The organism is Tunturibacter empetritectus (assembly GCF_040358985.1).
Lineage (GTDB): Bacteria > Acidobacteriota > Terriglobia > Terriglobales > Acidobacteriaceae > Edaphobacter > Edaphobacter empetritectus.
On sequence record NZ_CP132932.1, the window covers coordinates 2,083,496 to 2,097,426 of the forward strand.

The window sequence follows — 13,931 nt, forward strand, 5'->3', positions numbered from 1 at the left end:
CCAGGAGTATAGATTGAGCGAAGAAGCAGTAGAGACGATTGAGTTAAAGGACTGCCCAAGATGGTGGCAAAGACGATGGCTGCTTTGGGTGGGAACGGGTATTGTCGTGTTGGGGTTTGCCGCCGCGCTGGCGGTGGAGTGGGGGCTAAGGCAGATGCAGCCGATGCTGCGCAAGAAGGTGGTGGAGACACTCTCGGCGCGGTTTCACAGCCCGGTAGAGCTGGATCAGCTTGAGCTTTCGATGACCAGGGACATGATAGTGACCGGTGGAGGGCTGCGGATTCTGTATCTGGCGGGACCGACGAAGCCGGATGCGAGGCCGAATGCGCCGCCGATGCTGGAGGTTGATCGGTTTGAGTTCAGGACAGGATGGCGCGAGTTGCTGCGGCCTACGACGCGGCTGGTCACGGTGAAGGTGCAGGGGCTGCGGGTGAATATTCCGCCGAAGGGGGAGCGCGGTGAGCGGGAGCCGGATGATCCGAGGCGGAAGGGGCAGCCGGCGCTGGGAATTGTGGTGGATCGGATTGAGTGCACAGACGCGAAGGTGACGCTCGAGACGAGCAAGCCGGGGAAGAAGCCGCTGGAGTTTGCCATCAAGAGCGTAGTGCTGACCGACGTGGGCGCGAAGAAGCCGCTGGGCTACACAGCGGTGCTGATGAATCCGAAGCCGGTGGGAGAGGTGCGGTCGACGGGGCACTTTGGGCCGTGGCAGGGTGATAATCCGCGGGATACGCCGCTGGACGGAGACTACGAGTTCACTCATGCGGACCTGTCTTCGATTCATGGGCTGGGTGGGATCTTGTCTTCGACGGGGAGATTTGGCGGGACGCTGGGGAATTTAACTGCAGATGGAACAACGGAGACACCGGACTTTCGCCTGGACATCAGCGATCATGCGATTCCTCTGCATACGGAGTTTCATGCGGTGGTGGATGGCACGACGGGAGACACGTGGCTGGATCCGGTGCGGGCGCGGCTGAGCCGGACGGAGATTACGGCGCGTGGAGCGGTGACGCGAGCGGAGGGAGTGCCGGGGCATAATACCGACCTGAGTGTTGTGATTGAGAGGGGTCGGCTTGAGGATATTTTGAGCCTTTCGTTGAAGTCGAACCCGCCGCTGATGCGCGGGGCGCTTGTGGCGAAGGTGCATTTCTTCGATCCTGCTGGGCCGGTGAGTGTTTCGCGCAAGATGAAGCTGGAGGGCACGTTTGCGATCAAGGATGGGATGCTGAACAATCCGGAGATGCAGGCGAAGATGGATTCGCTGAGCATGAGGGCGCAGGGAAAGCCGAAGCAGGCGAATGCACAGGAGGCGGAGGTGGTGGGTTCTGCGCTGAGCGGAAAGTTTTCGATCGCGAATGCGGTGCTGGATGTGAAGGACCTGAACTACCAGATGCCTGGGGCGCAGATGTTGGCGGACGGGCAGATGCAGCTGGTTCCGAGCACGTTTGAGTTTCATGGGAAGGTGAGGACCCAGGCGACGGCGTCGCAGATGACGACGGGGTGGAAGAGTATGCTGCTGAGCCCGTTCGACAAGATGCTGACGAAGAATGGCGCGGGACTGGAGCTTCCGATCAAGGTAACGGGAACGCGTTCGACGTATGACCTGAGGTTGGATCTTCCGCACGACACGCGGGCTCCGGCCAGGCTGCCAACTCCCGCAAAATGAGCGAGGTGGGGCTGGAGGAGCCTGGGATGATGCTTCTGTTGGAGAGACAAGGACGAAGCGCTCTGCTAGTGTCAGACTTGAGAGTTATTCGCTTGAGAGTTATTCGAGCAAAAGAGTTTTTGCGCAGAATGTTTGATGCGGAGTTTGATGTCCGGACAGCCACAACTATTTCCGAATCCTGAACCGGCGTTGGAAGAGCGGCCGGTGAATCAGGGAGAACCTGCAAAGAGATCAGCGCCGGTATGGCTGCAGCGGCTGTCGCTGTTTGTGCTGGTGCTGTTTTGTGTGTACCTGGGCGTGCTGGTGATGGTGCTGCCGTGGTGGACGCGGATATGGGACCGGAACGAGTTTATTCTGGCGCGGCCGTGGCTGGCGGCGGTGTTGCATAATGGCGCGGTGCGGGGAATGATCTCCGGGCTGGGGCTGCTGGATGTCTGGATCGGCATCTCCGAGGCGGTGCACTACCGAGACTACCGGGGATGAGCGACTTGAAGGTGAGTGAGAGCGTATGAACCCCAAGGTGCCCGAGACGCTGGAACAGGCTCCGCTGGCGTATGAGAATGCGGAGTTTTTGAACTCGCCGGATGGGCGGATGCTGCGGATCCTAGCGGAGTATCAGGAGCCGATGGCGCGGTTTCGTCGGGAGCGGATTCAGGACACCGTTGTCTTTTTTGGCTCGGCGCGGTTTCGCGCACTGGATGTGGCTAGCTCGGAGCTGGAGCTGCTGGCGAATACGGGTTCAAGCGAGCCTGCGCCTAAAGATGAGCAGCCGGCGAGCCCTGAGGAGATAGCCAGCGGAGAGGCCAGCGCGCAGAAGCTGCGATTGGCAGAGGCTGCGGTGGAGATGGCTCAGTATTACGAGGAGGCGCGGCGGCTGGCGGGGATGGTGGCTGCGTGGTCGAAGACGCTGCCGGGGCGACGGCACCGGTTTGTGGTGACCTCGGGAGGCGGGCCGGGGATTATGGAGGCGGCTAATCGCGGGGCGTATGAGGCTGGATGCAAGACGATTGGGCTGAACATCAAGCTGCCGTTTGAGCAGCATCCGAACCCTTACATTACTCCGGCGCTCAGCTTTGACTTTCATTACTTCTTCATGCGGAAGTACTGGTTCGCTTATCTGGCGAAGGCTCTGGTGGTCTTTCCGGGCGGCTTTGGGACGCTGGATGAGATGTTCGAACTGCTGACGCTGGCGCAGACGAGGAAGCTGGCGAAGAAGATCACGGTGGTGATCTATGGGTCGAGCTATTGGAAGAAAGTAATCAACCTGGAGCTGCTGGCGGAAAAGGGCGCGATTGCGACGGCTGACCTGGAGCTGTTTGAGTTTGCGGATACGCCGGAGCAGGCGTTTGAGCTGTTGAAGGCGGGGCTGACGGAAAATCACCTCGAGTCGGACTATGAGCGGGAGCAGACGAAGCTGGAGAAGCAGGAGATTCCAGATCATCCGGCACCCAGCGTGCAGGAGATGATGGGGCCGGATATCGCGAAGACCCGGTAGATGAGGCCGTAGCTTGGTTGTGCCTCAGTTTGAAACTGAATACCAATAAACCTGTATTTCGCTGTTGCTCCTTTGAGAAAGACAGATGGCTTGAACGGAAAATATCGCAACCCCCTATTTGTGGTCGGTGCATCTACTGTCCTTCTAGGTGTCATCTCGTTTCTAACGTTCATCGACATTCCGCATGGATTACGTTCCCGCGTTTACTGGTTTATTTGGTCGCGGCAGTATAAACGAGACGTGATGTTGTCCTCGAGCACCTCTACAGAGCTCCACCATGCTGAATGGTATGGGGACGGATGGGGCGGTGCTCCCGTAGGTGATTGGATGGGATATGTCGTATACGATCCGGCCGATTCTTTGCCCCAAATAAACACCGTCGGAACGCCTGCGAAAATAGCTGGTATTCCTTGCGAAGTAGTTTCCTTGCGACGCCTTGAAAGAGGCTGGTACTCAGTCGTTACAGATATGAACCAGTTCTGGGATAGCGGTCACCCTAATTGCTGAGAGCTATCAACGTCCCATTTCTTGTAGATGCTCTGATAGGATCTTGTTCTGGCTGAAGCTTGAAGAAGTTCGTTCGATCGTTCGCGGCACCTATCTTTGTACGAGGTCTTGCATGCAACGGAAACCAAGTGTTCCTGCCGCTCTATTTCTCGTCGCAGTGTTGATGTTCCAAAGCTTCGGGGCGACCCTTCTCGCTCAAGCGACTGCTCCAGCGCCTCCTCCTCCAACGCCCGATCAGCTGGATCAGCTGCTGGCGCCGATAGCGCTCTATCCTGACTCGCTGCTGGCGCAGATTACGACGGCCTCGACAAATCCTCAGGAGATTTTGGATGTCGATAACTGGCTGGCGTTGAATAAAAACCTAAGCGGAACGGAGTTGACGGACGCGGCGCAGAAAAACGGCTTCGACCCTGCCTTTATTGCTCTTACCAGCTTTCCATCCGTGATCGAGATGATGGCCGAGAACATCGACGACTATGCTGCGATCGGGAGTGCCGTGTCGTCGAATCAGGCGGAGGTGTCGGCGTCGATTCAGCGGTTGCGTTCGCAGGCTTATACGGCGGGAGCGTTGCGCAGCACGCCGCAGCAGCAGGTGGAGGTGCAGCAGAGTTCGGGGCAGCCAATTTATGTGATTCAGCCGACGAATCCGCAAGTGGTGTATATCCCGCAGTACGACCCGACGGTCGTTTATGTGGGGCCGAGTACGGGCAGCGTGGTCGCGGCATCGCTCATTGGCTTTGGGGTGGGGATCGGGATTGGTGCGCTGTTGGTGAACAACCAGCCGTGGGGCTGGGGTGGTTGGGGATGGAACTGGGGCGGGCGCAGCATCTACTACAACCACGGTCCCTGGGGTGGGTGGCGTGGCGGATACCGTCCGCCGCGGCCCTATTATCGTCCACGGCCGGTGCCCTATGGTAGCCGTCCAGGATACGGCGGCAACTGGGGATATCGTCCGTCGAACTATCGGCCACCGATGTCGGCGAATCGGCCTGGGTACAGCCGTCCCGGGTATGGTCAGCCGGGTTACCGTCCGGGGCGCCCAACCTCTGGGCCTGGGAGCCGGCCAGGAGGTTCGCGTCCTGGAACTCCGGGATATAGACCGGGCGGGTCGAATGGGAATCGCCCAGGAACTACGCCGGGGAATCGTCCTGGTGGTTCGAATGGAAGTCGGCCGGGGAATGGAAGTCGGCCGGGCGGCGGTCAGAGTGTGGGCCGTCCGTCTCAGCCGGGGCAGGGTGGCAGGCCTCAGCAACAGACCCGTCCGCCACAACAGACCCGACCAACGCCGCAGCCTCGTCCAACACAACCCCGGCCTACGAATCAGAGCAGACCTGCGCCGCAGCCCCGGCCGACACAACAAAGTCGCCCGACCAACCAGAGCCGGCCCACCTCACAGTCGAGGCCGGCGGGAAGGCCATCGTCGGGGTCTCGGCCACCGTCGAACAGAGGTTCAGGCAATAGCCCAAACTAACTTGCATCGTCGCGCCTCGCTATTGAAGGCTTAGACGTCTGCGTCATTACGCCATTCAGGGCGATTTTGCGCTGATGCACCTGGAATCAGGTTGCGCTGGGACCGCCTACAACCTTTGGGGAATCATTGTAGATACGGGGTTTAGGGATTTTGAAGCTGCATTGTTGGTGCAGTCATACCCTCGTCACATAGTGGCTCGATACTGCCCTCGTAAGCAGCCTGAGGGCTTACGAGCCAAGGGGGGTAACCCGATGAGCCAGTCGAGCGTGTCGTACCTGTGGAGGGAACCGGAGGCGGCGAAGGGCTTCCTGACCGGCGTATCGCTACACAGCCATACGAATCAGTCGAAGGAGACGTTGGATTTCATCTCGGAGCTGTCGAAGGATTGGAGCTTTCTGCAGCCGATTATGCGGTGGGGCGAGCGGCGGAGCAAGCGGCTGACTGGAATCGATCCAGACTATGCACGGGCTTACTGGACGCCGCCGTTGACGCCGAGCCTGGCGTTCGATCTTGAGCGGAAGCAGATCGAAGAGAAACTACAGATTCAGGGGCTGGTCTCGATTACGGATCACGACGACATCAACGCGCCGATGCTGCTGCGGACGGTGCCCTCGTCGCGGCATATTCCGGTATCGGTAGAGTGGACGGTGCCGTTTGGGGCGACTGCCTTTCATCTTGGAATTCACAATCTTCCGAGCGCGACTGGCACGGAGTGGATGACGCGGATGGCAGCGTTTACCGCGATGCCGGTCACAACCCGTGCGCCGAAGCTGCTGACGGAGATGCTGGTGGAGCTCGATGAGCTGCCGGGAGTGTTGATTGTGTTCAACCACCCGCTGTGGGATCTGTATCGTGTGGGCAAGGAGAAGCATGAGGTGCTGGTGAATGAGTTTCTGGCCGTGAATGGGCAGTTCGTTCATGCGCTGGAGTTGAACGGGCTGCGCGACTGGAAGGAGAATCGCGAGACCTCCACGCTTGCCGGGAAGTGGAATCAGCTGGTGATCAGTGGTGGCGATCGCCATGGCGTTGAGCCGAATGCGAATGTGAATCTGACGCGGGCGTCGAGCTTCAACGAGTTTGTGCACGAGGTGAGGCGCGAGCGGCAGAGCCATGTGTTGTTTATGCCGCAGTATGCCGAACCGTGGAAGCACAGGATTCTGCAGTCGACCCTGGACGCGATTCGAAACTATCCGGATTTTCCGGAGGGATCGAGATTGTGGGATGAGCGGGTGTACCATCCCGACGCGGAAGGCGTAATTCAGCCGATGACGCGGCTATGGACGACCGGACATGCTCCAGCATTCTTCCGGGCGGTGCTGGTGATGGTTCGAATGATGGGCGCGGGGCCGGTTTCGAGCGGGCTCCGGATGGCGTGGAATGACAGCGGGGAGATGCGGACGACGCTGGCTAAGCTGGATGCTTAGGGCGTAGAGGCTGGTGTCCTGCCGGACGGGCCCGCTGCGCGCGGGGCGGTCACTTCGTGACTTGTATCCCGGTCTTGGTAGACGATCGGTATAGGGCCTCCTTCGGTCGGCTTTGTCTTTCTCTGGGTAAAAACTTCCGGACTGCGGAGCACGAGAGGTAGTCTAAAGCGATGCGGGTGCCGCGTGTTGCCTACTTTCCGGACTCGTTCCATGAGGTGAATGGGGTCGCGCATACGAGCCGCAACTTTGTGGCGTATGCGGAGCGCCATGAGCTGCCGTTTCTGTGTGTGCGCGCAGGCGGCCGGGTGGGGGCGTTCGAGCAGGTGGGAGAGCTAAGGACGCTGGAGCTGGAACGAAGTCGCACATCGGTTCGCATGGAGAAGGACCTTGAGTTCGACACACTGTTCTGGCGGCACGGCGGAGCGATTCGGCGGCAGTTGGAGCGCTTTCAGCCGGATGTGATTCACATTACGGGGCCAAGTGAGTTGGGGATGTTTGGTGCGTACTTCGCGTGGGAGCTGGGGATTCCGCTGGCGGCGTCGTGGCATACGAATGTGCATGAGTATGCGGCACGAAGAATGGGGTGGTTAACCGGCAAGTTGTCGGCACGGGCGGGCGCGACGACCGAGCGCGGCGTGGAGGCGGGGGCGTTGTGGGCTACTTCGCGGTTTTACCAGTTGGCCAAGGTCTTGTTTGCGCCGAACGAAGAGCTCTGCCGCATGCTGGAGAAGACGACAGGAAGGCCCTGCTACCTGATGCAGCGCGGAGTGGATACGGTGTGGTTTTCGCCTGCGCACCGTACGCGTGAGGCCAGCGACAGGACGGTGGTGCTGGGGTATGTGGGCCGTCTTTCGATTGAGAAGAATGTGAAGCTGTTGACGCGAGTGCGGAGAGAGCTCGCGACGATGGGAGTGGGCGGCGTGAAGTTTCTGATCGTCGGGCATGGCAGCGATGAGGCGGAGTTGCGGCTGGAGCTGGCAGACGCTGAGTTTGCGGGCGTGTTGCGCGGGGCCGCGCTAGCAGAGGCTTACGCAAATATGGATGTGCTGGTGTTTCCTTCGCATACCGATACCTTTGGGAATGTAGTGTTGGAGGCACTGGCGAGCGGTGTGCCTGCGGTGGTGACCCCCGACGGCGGCCCGAAGTTTATCGTGCGGGATGGCGAGACGGGATTTGTAATGGAGGATGATCAATTTTCGACAGCGGTTGCGGATCTGGTGAGAGACAGGGCGCGGCTGGAGGTAATGCGGCTGAAGGCGCGGGAGTATGCGCTGGGGTGCAGCTGGGATGCGGTGTTTGACCGTGTGTATGCGGGCTACGAGACGCTGCTGCCGGTGCGCCGGGCTGGTGTGACAATTGGCGAACTGGCGTAGGCGATAGGCCAGGTGTGACAGTACTCCCCTTCGGCAAAGCTCGGGACCAGCATGACAACGCAAACAAAGCTTAGAGGAAAACAAACAGGCGTGGAACCGCGCCGGCCCCCTCCGCGTACTGCTCTTTGCCATTCTCGCAATCAAGGAGATTACTATGCCGTCTTTCGCTACGCCTTCCATCGGATTCGCCGCTACGGTGGCGGCGATTGTTCTCGCTTCCACATCGACTGTGGTGTTTGCTCAGAGCTCAGACCACGAGTGGCAGAAGGTTTATGCCGTGGGTGGTGGGACTGCTTCGCTTACGGTGGAGACGGGCGACAGCGGCCTTGAGATCCACTCATGCGGCGACTGCAAGGAGATCAGAGTTCATGTCGAGTCAACGCAAAACCTGAGCGAGTACGTGATCGAGGAGCATCAGGAGGGCGATCACGTTTCGTTCACGATCAAAGAAAAACCGCACGCCTTCCGGGTTCAATGGAACGCGAGTCGAAGAACGAAGGTAAGTGTGGAGACTCCGGCAAAGCTGGATCTGGATGCGAAGGTTGCGGACGGTAATCTGTCTGCGCAGGATCTGACGGGCAAGGTTCAAGTCCGCTCCGGCGATGGTTCGGTGGAGCTTAACAACATCAAAGGGGATGTGCACTTGGTTGCCTCAGATGGCAGCGTCAGCCTGCACAATGCGATTGGCACCGTTGATGCTCGCGGTTCGGACGGCAGTATGAAGATCGATGGACAGTTCACGATGGTTCAGCTGCAGACCAGCGACGGCAATCTGGACTTCACCCTTTCTCCTGGATCTCAGCTTACGAGTGCTTCGCAGATAAAGAGTTCGGATGGACGGGTTTCTATCCGGCTGCCGCAGACGCTCTCCGCGGATATGGATGTGGCGACCGGCGATGGACATCTAAACTGCACGCTTCCGCTGACATTGGATCACTACAACAGCAGGGAGTCGAGCGGACATCACCTGCACGGGCACTTGAATAACGGCGGCGTTCCGTTCAGCATTCGCGCCTCGGATGGGAACGTCAGCATAACAACCCTCTAGTAGCGGAGTTCGCCGATGAACGCGGCGTATGGGGCGAGCGTCATCTGTTCGAGATTCATCGTGCCGATGTTGTCGTCTGAGCGCAACACCGAGCGGAGGAAGCTTCCACGCAGATCGAGCCTTGTTGTATCTGCTTTGACCGACAGGATGACGGGATGCGCCGTGAGGTTGAAGAGCAGGATCATGACTGGAGACGTAGCCGAGACGAGCTTTGGTTTACGGATCAGCACTAGAACGTTTTGATCGTCGCGGTTGATGGTGAGGCTGGTCCCCAAAGCGAGGGTGGAGTTGCCATGATGGAGCGCGGCGAGCTGGCGATACCAGTTGAGGAGAGAGTCGGGGTCGGCGTCCTCGAGAGCGGCGTTCGGCGTGGCATCGGGTGAATAGTTGGCCGTGGTCGTCGGGGGGTTGTTTGTAACTGGCGTCTGGCTGGCAGGTTTGTAGGGGACGTAGGTCTCGCTGGTGGTGGGCTTGTACGGGACGTAAGTTTCGCTGACGGGAGCAGGGGCAGGTTGTGGGGGCAGAGGAGGTGCGTCCCACAGAATCAGCGGTGTGGCTGCGCGGGAGAGAGAGGGAGAACGGACGCCGAGTTCCTGCCCATAGTAGAGCAGCGACTCGGCGCGGGTGGTAAAGAGAAGAGTTGCGACCAATTTGGCGATAGCGAGGTCGTGCTGGCCGTCGGCGTAGCGGCTCATGCTGCGGGTGAAGGTGGGGCCATCGGTGGCGAGGAGCGGAAGGCTGTGGCCGGCTTGCTGGATGTCCTGGAGGCGGTCGATAAGGGGGCGGATGGTGGATGCGTTGAGTGGGGTGATAGCGCCGAGGCGGTCGTCGAGCAGGAGCTGCGGGGATTGCGTGTCGAGCACGGTGCTGCGTGGCTGGGTGGTAGTGTGTGCTTGCCGCCGTGAGCGGGAGTGTGCGTGGTGGCGGCCTCGGGTGGCGGGCTGCGGCTGCGGTTGAGGCTGGGCGGTTGCGACTAAATTGGGGTCCGCATCGGCGATGAGGATGCGTTGGCCGAGGTAGCTGACGGTTGTGGTGCGAAGGGTTGCAGCCTGTTGGTGGGCGGCTTCGTTGGTGCCGCTGACATGAAAGCCGGCGATGCCCCGGTTGAGCCAGAAGCGCGCGACGTTGGGCAGGTCCTCGGCGGGTATGGCGGGGTCGAGGTCGAGCAGGACGCGGAGATGACGGCTGCTGGCTTCGCGAAGGAGATCGTCGAACTCGTCGAGGGAGCCGAGGGCGGGATCGATGGTCTCGGCATGAGTGGGGTCGGACTGCAGATGCGTGAGCAGGATGGCGTCGGTTCCGAGGGAGTGGATGTAGTCGAGACGATGGACGATGCCATGAAGGGGGCTGTCTCCGGCCGGGCTGAAGTCGACTGGGTTGATCTCATAGATGATGGCGCGCTGCCACCAGAGGTCGGTGGTGATGCCGGAGCCAACCCAGCCGGGGCGGGCGAGAGTCTGCGATGAGGCGAGGGGAGCGGCTGCGCTGAGAGAGCAGGCGAGACAGAAGGAGAGAAGATGTCGGGGAGTTCGGAGGGAGGTGATCATGCGTTGTTATTGAGATGCTACGCGAGACGGCCGGGGAATGGGATGGCGGTATATGGGCGGTTTGGGCTGGGTTCGCCGACTGCAGTTTTGTTCCTCTCCTTGTATTTGAAGGAGCGAGGTTTTATGGTCAATAAATCCGCTGCAGATAAAAGGAGATTCGCATGAAAGGTCTTGCTGCTTTTGGTATGGGGGCTGCACTGTTTTTTGTTCAGCCGGGGGTCGCACAGATGGGCGCGCCGGATACGCCGCCGCCGGTCTCGATGCCGGCTATCCATGGGCCGCTCGCGGCGAAGTATAAGGCAGATGCGGATCGAATTTTGCAAGCAAGCGAGACGGATGACGATGGATATGTGGCGCTGACGTATCTGTGCGATCACATTGGCAAGCGGCTGAGCGGATCGCCGCAGCTCAACACGGCAGTCGAATGGGGCGCGGATCTGATGCGCAAGGCCGGCCTCGAGAACGTGACCGTTCAGCCGGTGATGGTTCCGCATTGGGTGAGGGGGGAGGAGTCGGGCGCGATCGTTGCGCCGGTGACGAAGCCGCTGCATATGCTGGGACTCGGCATGAGCGTGGGCACACCGAAGGGAGGCATTACGGCTGAGGCAGTGTTTGTGCCGAGCTTTGAGGCGCTGGATGCGTTGTCGCCGGAGCAGGTGAAGGGAAAGATCGTGGTGTTCAATCCGGGCTGGCATGGCTATGGAGTGAACGTGATGTATCGCGCGATTGGGCCGTCGAAGGCTGCGGCGAAGGGTGCAGTGGGCGTGCTGGTGCGGTCGGCTACGGGGCTGGCGATGCAGACACCGCATACGGGGTCGCTCTACTACGACGAGAAGGTGACGAAGATTCCTGCGGCCGCCATTTCAATCGAAGACGCGTTGATGATCGAGCGGCTGTGCAAAGAAGGGCCGGTGAAGGTGCACCTCCAAATGGACGCGCACATGGAGCCGGAGGTGAAGGCCGGTAATGTGATCGGCGAGATTGTTGGCAGCGAGCATCCGGAGCAGGTGGTGGTGATTGGCGGACACATCGACTCGTGGGATGTGGGCCAGGGCGCGCAGGATGATGGCTCGGGCATCATGGGAACGTTTCAGGCGGTGACGCTGATTCATAAGCTTGGGCTGAAACCAAAGCGGACGATCCGCCTGGTGTTCTGGGTGAATGAAGAGAATGGCGAGGCAGGCGGAAAGGCGTATCGAAAGATGATTGGGCCGAAGATCGGCGAACAGGTTGCGGCGATCGAGATGGATGAAGGAGCGGAAAAGCCGCTGGGGATTGGGTTTGGCGGGTTCGAGTCGCTGATGCCAGGCGCGCCGCCGTTTGACTTGAGCAAGCTGCCGCCGGATCAACAGCAGTCGTTTGCGGCGTTGCAGGATATCGCTTCGCTACTGGGGTCGATCGGTGCGGATAAAGTACTGCCGGGCGGAGGTGGATCGGACATCGAGCCGCTTACCGATGACGGAGTTCCTGCGCTGGCTCCGCGGACCGAGGATCTGCACTACTTCGACTGGCATCACACCGAGGCGGACACGCTGGATAAGGTCGATCCGAAGGAGTTTCGGAAGAGCGCGGCTATGTTGTCCGTCGTGGCTTATGTGCTGGCGGATATGGATGGCCGCTTGGCGGGGAAGGTCGCTGTAGCGGCGAAGTAGCTTTGGTTAGAGAGATGGCTGTGGCGGAGTCATTCCGCTACAGCCATTTTTTTTGCGAGTCAGGGAGTCAGCGCGGTGGTGGTGCCGTAGACGGTGGAACGGGTTTGCCATTGGCGGTGTCGGACTCCATCAGCTCGGCGCGAGTGCCGTCGGGGTCGAAGAGGTTGACTTGGCGCTTGCCGTTGACGCCGGTGTGTGGAGCGATGGGCTTGCCGTAACTTTCGAACGCGGGGCGAGCCTCGAGGGTTGCGATGGACTTTGCGACGTCGGGCACGAGAAGTGAGATGTGCTCTTGGCCGCCGCGTTTATCGGGTGCAGGAAGGTCGCGGTAGAGCATGAACTCGACGTAGTCGTTGCCGTCGGGCACCTGCATGTCGATCCAGCTTAGTTGTGTTCCGTTGGAGCTGCCGCGCCAGAACTCGTGAAAGCCGAGAACTTCGCCATAAAACTTGATGGACTTTTCGCTGCTGCCGACGAGAAAGCCGAGGTGATAGATGGAGTCGGAGATGCGCGTTGCAGGCAGGAATTTGCCGGCGTTGCGAGCCTCCATGCCGTCCGGCTGGGGTTCGACGAACTCGATGAGATTGCCGTCAGGATCTTTGATCTCGAAGTTCAGGTCGCCGATCTTGCCGTTGCTGACTTTGCTGTCGACCGTAACGCCGCGAGAGGCGAGGTAACGGCGCATCTGCTCAGCATTTGAAACCGTAAAGGCGATGTGGTTGAGATGGCCAGAGTCTGTCAGTGGCTGCTGGTTGAAGAGTTCAACGTGCTGGTGATCGTTGATCTTTATGAAGGCAATGTGGACAGTGCCGTCTGGGTTCCTAAGATCGTAGAGCTCGTCGTAACCGAGTAGGCCGTGCCAGAAGTCGAGCGCTTTTGGAAGATCGGAGACGAAGAAACCGACGTGCGAGATGCCGAGGATGCGGGGGCGGAGGGGCGCGGTTTGAGCCGAAGCGGCGAGGGTGCAGGCTAAGAAGACGGCGAAGAGAAACGCTGGTCTTTTGCTTCGATTCATCAGACTGATGATAGTCCTCTCCTCGGAGTCATCGTATCGTTGCGGTAATGGATTAGAACAAGGCGAACCGGCCACGAACGTTCTTTGTTCTCGCTAAATTTACCGTCGCCCGATTGACATGGATCACCCGGCTCGATAGCCTCAAGGTCCGACGGTGATTGGTAGGCCAGTCTTTTTGCTGTCGGAATCCCAAAAGCCCTTGCGGAGACTCCGCGTGATGCAAGGGGGCAGAAGGCTGGACTTTCAATGAGCACAAGAGCAGATTTTAGCGTTGATGAGTGGGATCTCCTGCGATCCTCTCCGTTTATGGCGAGCATTCTGGTTGTAGCGGCGAGCCCCAGCGGTCCCATTGGCCTTGTTCAGGAGTCAACGGCTGCAGGCAAGATGATTATCCAGGCAGCGGGATCAGCGCAGACTCCGCTGCTGAAGGATCTTGCGCAAGACCTGACGCAGAAGATGTCGATTCCGAAGCCGCCAGCAGGCGCAACCCCTGTTCAGGTGCAGGCGGCGGCAACCGAGATCCTGAAGCGGACCTCCGATCTGCTGGCACAGAAGGCCACGCCTGAGGAAGCAACCGAGGTGAAGCAGTGGCTGGCAGGAGTCGCCAAAGCGACCGCGGAGGCTACGAAGGAGGGCGGCTTCCTCGGCTTCGGCGGTACTCTGGTCTCGGAGGAGGAGAAGGCGGCACTGGCGACGATCAACTCGACGCTGGGACTTGCGGCCTGACCTC

At 59.8% G+C, this 13,931-nt stretch carries 11 protein-coding genes; 9 read left to right on the forward strand and 2 right to left on the reverse strand.

The features are described from left to right. Positions 1-13 precede the first annotated feature (13 nt). The 7 genes from RBB75_RS08710 (at position 14) to RBB75_RS08740 (ending at position 8,987) form a co-directional block, all read left to right on the forward strand. Entirely contained in the window at positions 14-1,669 is a 1,656-nt protein-coding gene (locus tag RBB75_RS08710) for an AsmA-like C-terminal region-containing protein (RefSeq protein WP_353070200.1), read from the forward strand. A 147-nt stretch (positions 1,670-1,816) separates the two neighbouring features. Continuing rightward, positions 1,817-2,152: a hypothetical protein gene (locus tag RBB75_RS08715; RefSeq protein ID WP_179640431.1), complete on the forward strand. Its 336-nt coding sequence runs from the start codon at positions 1,817-1,819 to the stop codon at positions 2,150-2,152. Between the two features lie 25 nt (positions 2,153-2,177). Beyond that, positions 2,178-3,164: a TIGR00730 family Rossman fold protein gene (locus RBB75_RS08720; protein WP_353070201.1), complete on the forward strand. Its 987-nt coding sequence runs from the start codon at positions 2,178-2,180 to the stop codon at positions 3,162-3,164. Positions 3,165-3,783: 619 nt separating this feature from the next. Next, complete coding sequence (locus RBB75_RS08725) at positions 3,784-5,142, forward strand: DUF3300 domain-containing protein (RefSeq protein ID WP_353070202.1); 1,359 nt, start codon at positions 3,784-3,786, stop codon at positions 5,140-5,142. Between the two features lie 251 nt (positions 5,143-5,393). Further along, the gene (locus RBB75_RS08730) at positions 5,394-6,566 is read left to right on the forward strand and encodes a hypothetical protein (RefSeq protein ID WP_353070203.1); all 1,173 of its coding nucleotides are present in this window, start codon (positions 5,394-5,396) and stop codon (positions 6,564-6,566) included. Positions 6,567-6,736: 170 nt separating this feature from the next. After that, positions 6,737-7,939: a glycosyltransferase gene (locus RBB75_RS08735; RefSeq protein ID WP_179640434.1), complete on the forward strand. Its 1,203-nt coding sequence runs from the start codon at positions 6,737-6,739 to the stop codon at positions 7,937-7,939. A gap of 154 nt (positions 7,940-8,093) precedes the next feature. Further along, positions 8,094-8,987, forward strand: a complete 894-nt coding sequence (locus RBB75_RS08740; RefSeq protein ID WP_179640435.1) for a DUF4097 family beta strand repeat-containing protein — start codon at positions 8,094-8,096, stop codon at positions 8,985-8,987. Here the strand turns inward: RBB75_RS08740 and RBB75_RS08745 are convergent. Beyond that, the gene (locus RBB75_RS08745) at positions 8,984-10,534 is read right to left on the reverse strand and encodes an alpha-amylase family glycosyl hydrolase (protein ID WP_353070204.1); all 1,551 of its coding nucleotides are present in this window, start codon (positions 10,532-10,534) and stop codon (positions 8,984-8,986) included. The two genes, RBB75_RS08740 and RBB75_RS08745, sit on opposite strands and share 4 nt — an antisense overlap. A gap of 161 nt (positions 10,535-10,695) precedes the next feature. Here RBB75_RS08745 and RBB75_RS08750 point away from each other — a divergent pair, with 161 nt between their 5' ends. Then, positions 10,696-12,186 carry a M20/M25/M40 family metallo-hydrolase gene (locus tag RBB75_RS08750; RefSeq protein ID WP_353070205.1) on the forward strand — a complete coding sequence of 497 codons (1,491 nt, stop codon included), beginning with the start codon at positions 10,696-10,698 and terminating at the stop codon, positions 12,184-12,186. 67 nt (positions 12,187-12,253) lie between these two features. Here the strand turns inward: RBB75_RS08750 and RBB75_RS08755 are convergent, their stop codons facing one another. Continuing rightward, positions 12,254-13,201: a VOC family protein gene (locus RBB75_RS08755; RefSeq protein ID WP_353070206.1), complete on the reverse strand. Its 948-nt coding sequence runs from the start codon at positions 13,199-13,201 to the stop codon at positions 12,254-12,256. 246 nt (positions 13,202-13,447) lie between these two features. Here RBB75_RS08755 and RBB75_RS08760 point away from each other — a divergent pair, with 246 nt between their 5' ends. Continuing rightward, positions 13,448-13,927 (forward strand): hypothetical protein, encoded by a 480-nt coding sequence (locus RBB75_RS08760; RefSeq protein ID WP_179640438.1) that lies wholly within the window; start codon positions 13,448-13,450, stop codon positions 13,925-13,927. Positions 13,928-13,931: the final 4 nt, after the last annotated feature.

Bases quoted from the DNA above. Each gene is read 5' to 3' on its own strand.
- RBB75_RS08725 (WP_353070202.1), top strand. From the start codon at position 3,784: ATGCAACGGAAACCAAGTGTTCCTGCCGCTCTATTTCTCGTCGCAGTG.
- RBB75_RS08740 (WP_179640435.1), top strand. From the start codon at position 8,094: ATGCCGTCTTTCGCTACGCCTTCCATCGGATTCGCCGCTACGGTGGCG.
- RBB75_RS08755 (WP_353070206.1), bottom strand. From the start codon at position 13,201: ATGAATCGAAGCAAAAGACCAGCGTTTCTCTTCGCCGTCTTCTTAGCC.
- RBB75_RS08735 (WP_179640434.1), top strand. From the start codon at position 6,737: ATGCGGGTGCCGCGTGTTGCCTACTTTCCGGACTCGTTCCATGAGGTG.
- RBB75_RS08760 (WP_179640438.1), top strand. From the start codon at position 13,448: ATGAGCACAAGAGCAGATTTTAGCGTTGATGAGTGGGATCTCCTGCGA.
- RBB75_RS08730 (WP_353070203.1), top strand. From the start codon at position 5,394: ATGAGCCAGTCGAGCGTGTCGTACCTGTGGAGGGAACCGGAGGCGGCG.
- RBB75_RS08745 (WP_353070204.1), bottom strand. From the start codon at position 10,534: ATGATCACCTCCCTCCGAACTCCCCGACATCTTCTCTCCTTCTGTCTC.
- RBB75_RS08715 (WP_179640431.1), top strand. From the start codon at position 1,817: ATGTCCGGACAGCCACAACTATTTCCGAATCCTGAACCGGCGTTGGAA.
- RBB75_RS08750 (WP_353070205.1), top strand. From the start codon at position 10,696: ATGAAAGGTCTTGCTGCTTTTGGTATGGGGGCTGCACTGTTTTTTGTT.
- RBB75_RS08720 (WP_353070201.1), top strand. From the start codon at position 2,178: ATGAACCCCAAGGTGCCCGAGACGCTGGAACAGGCTCCGCTGGCGTAT.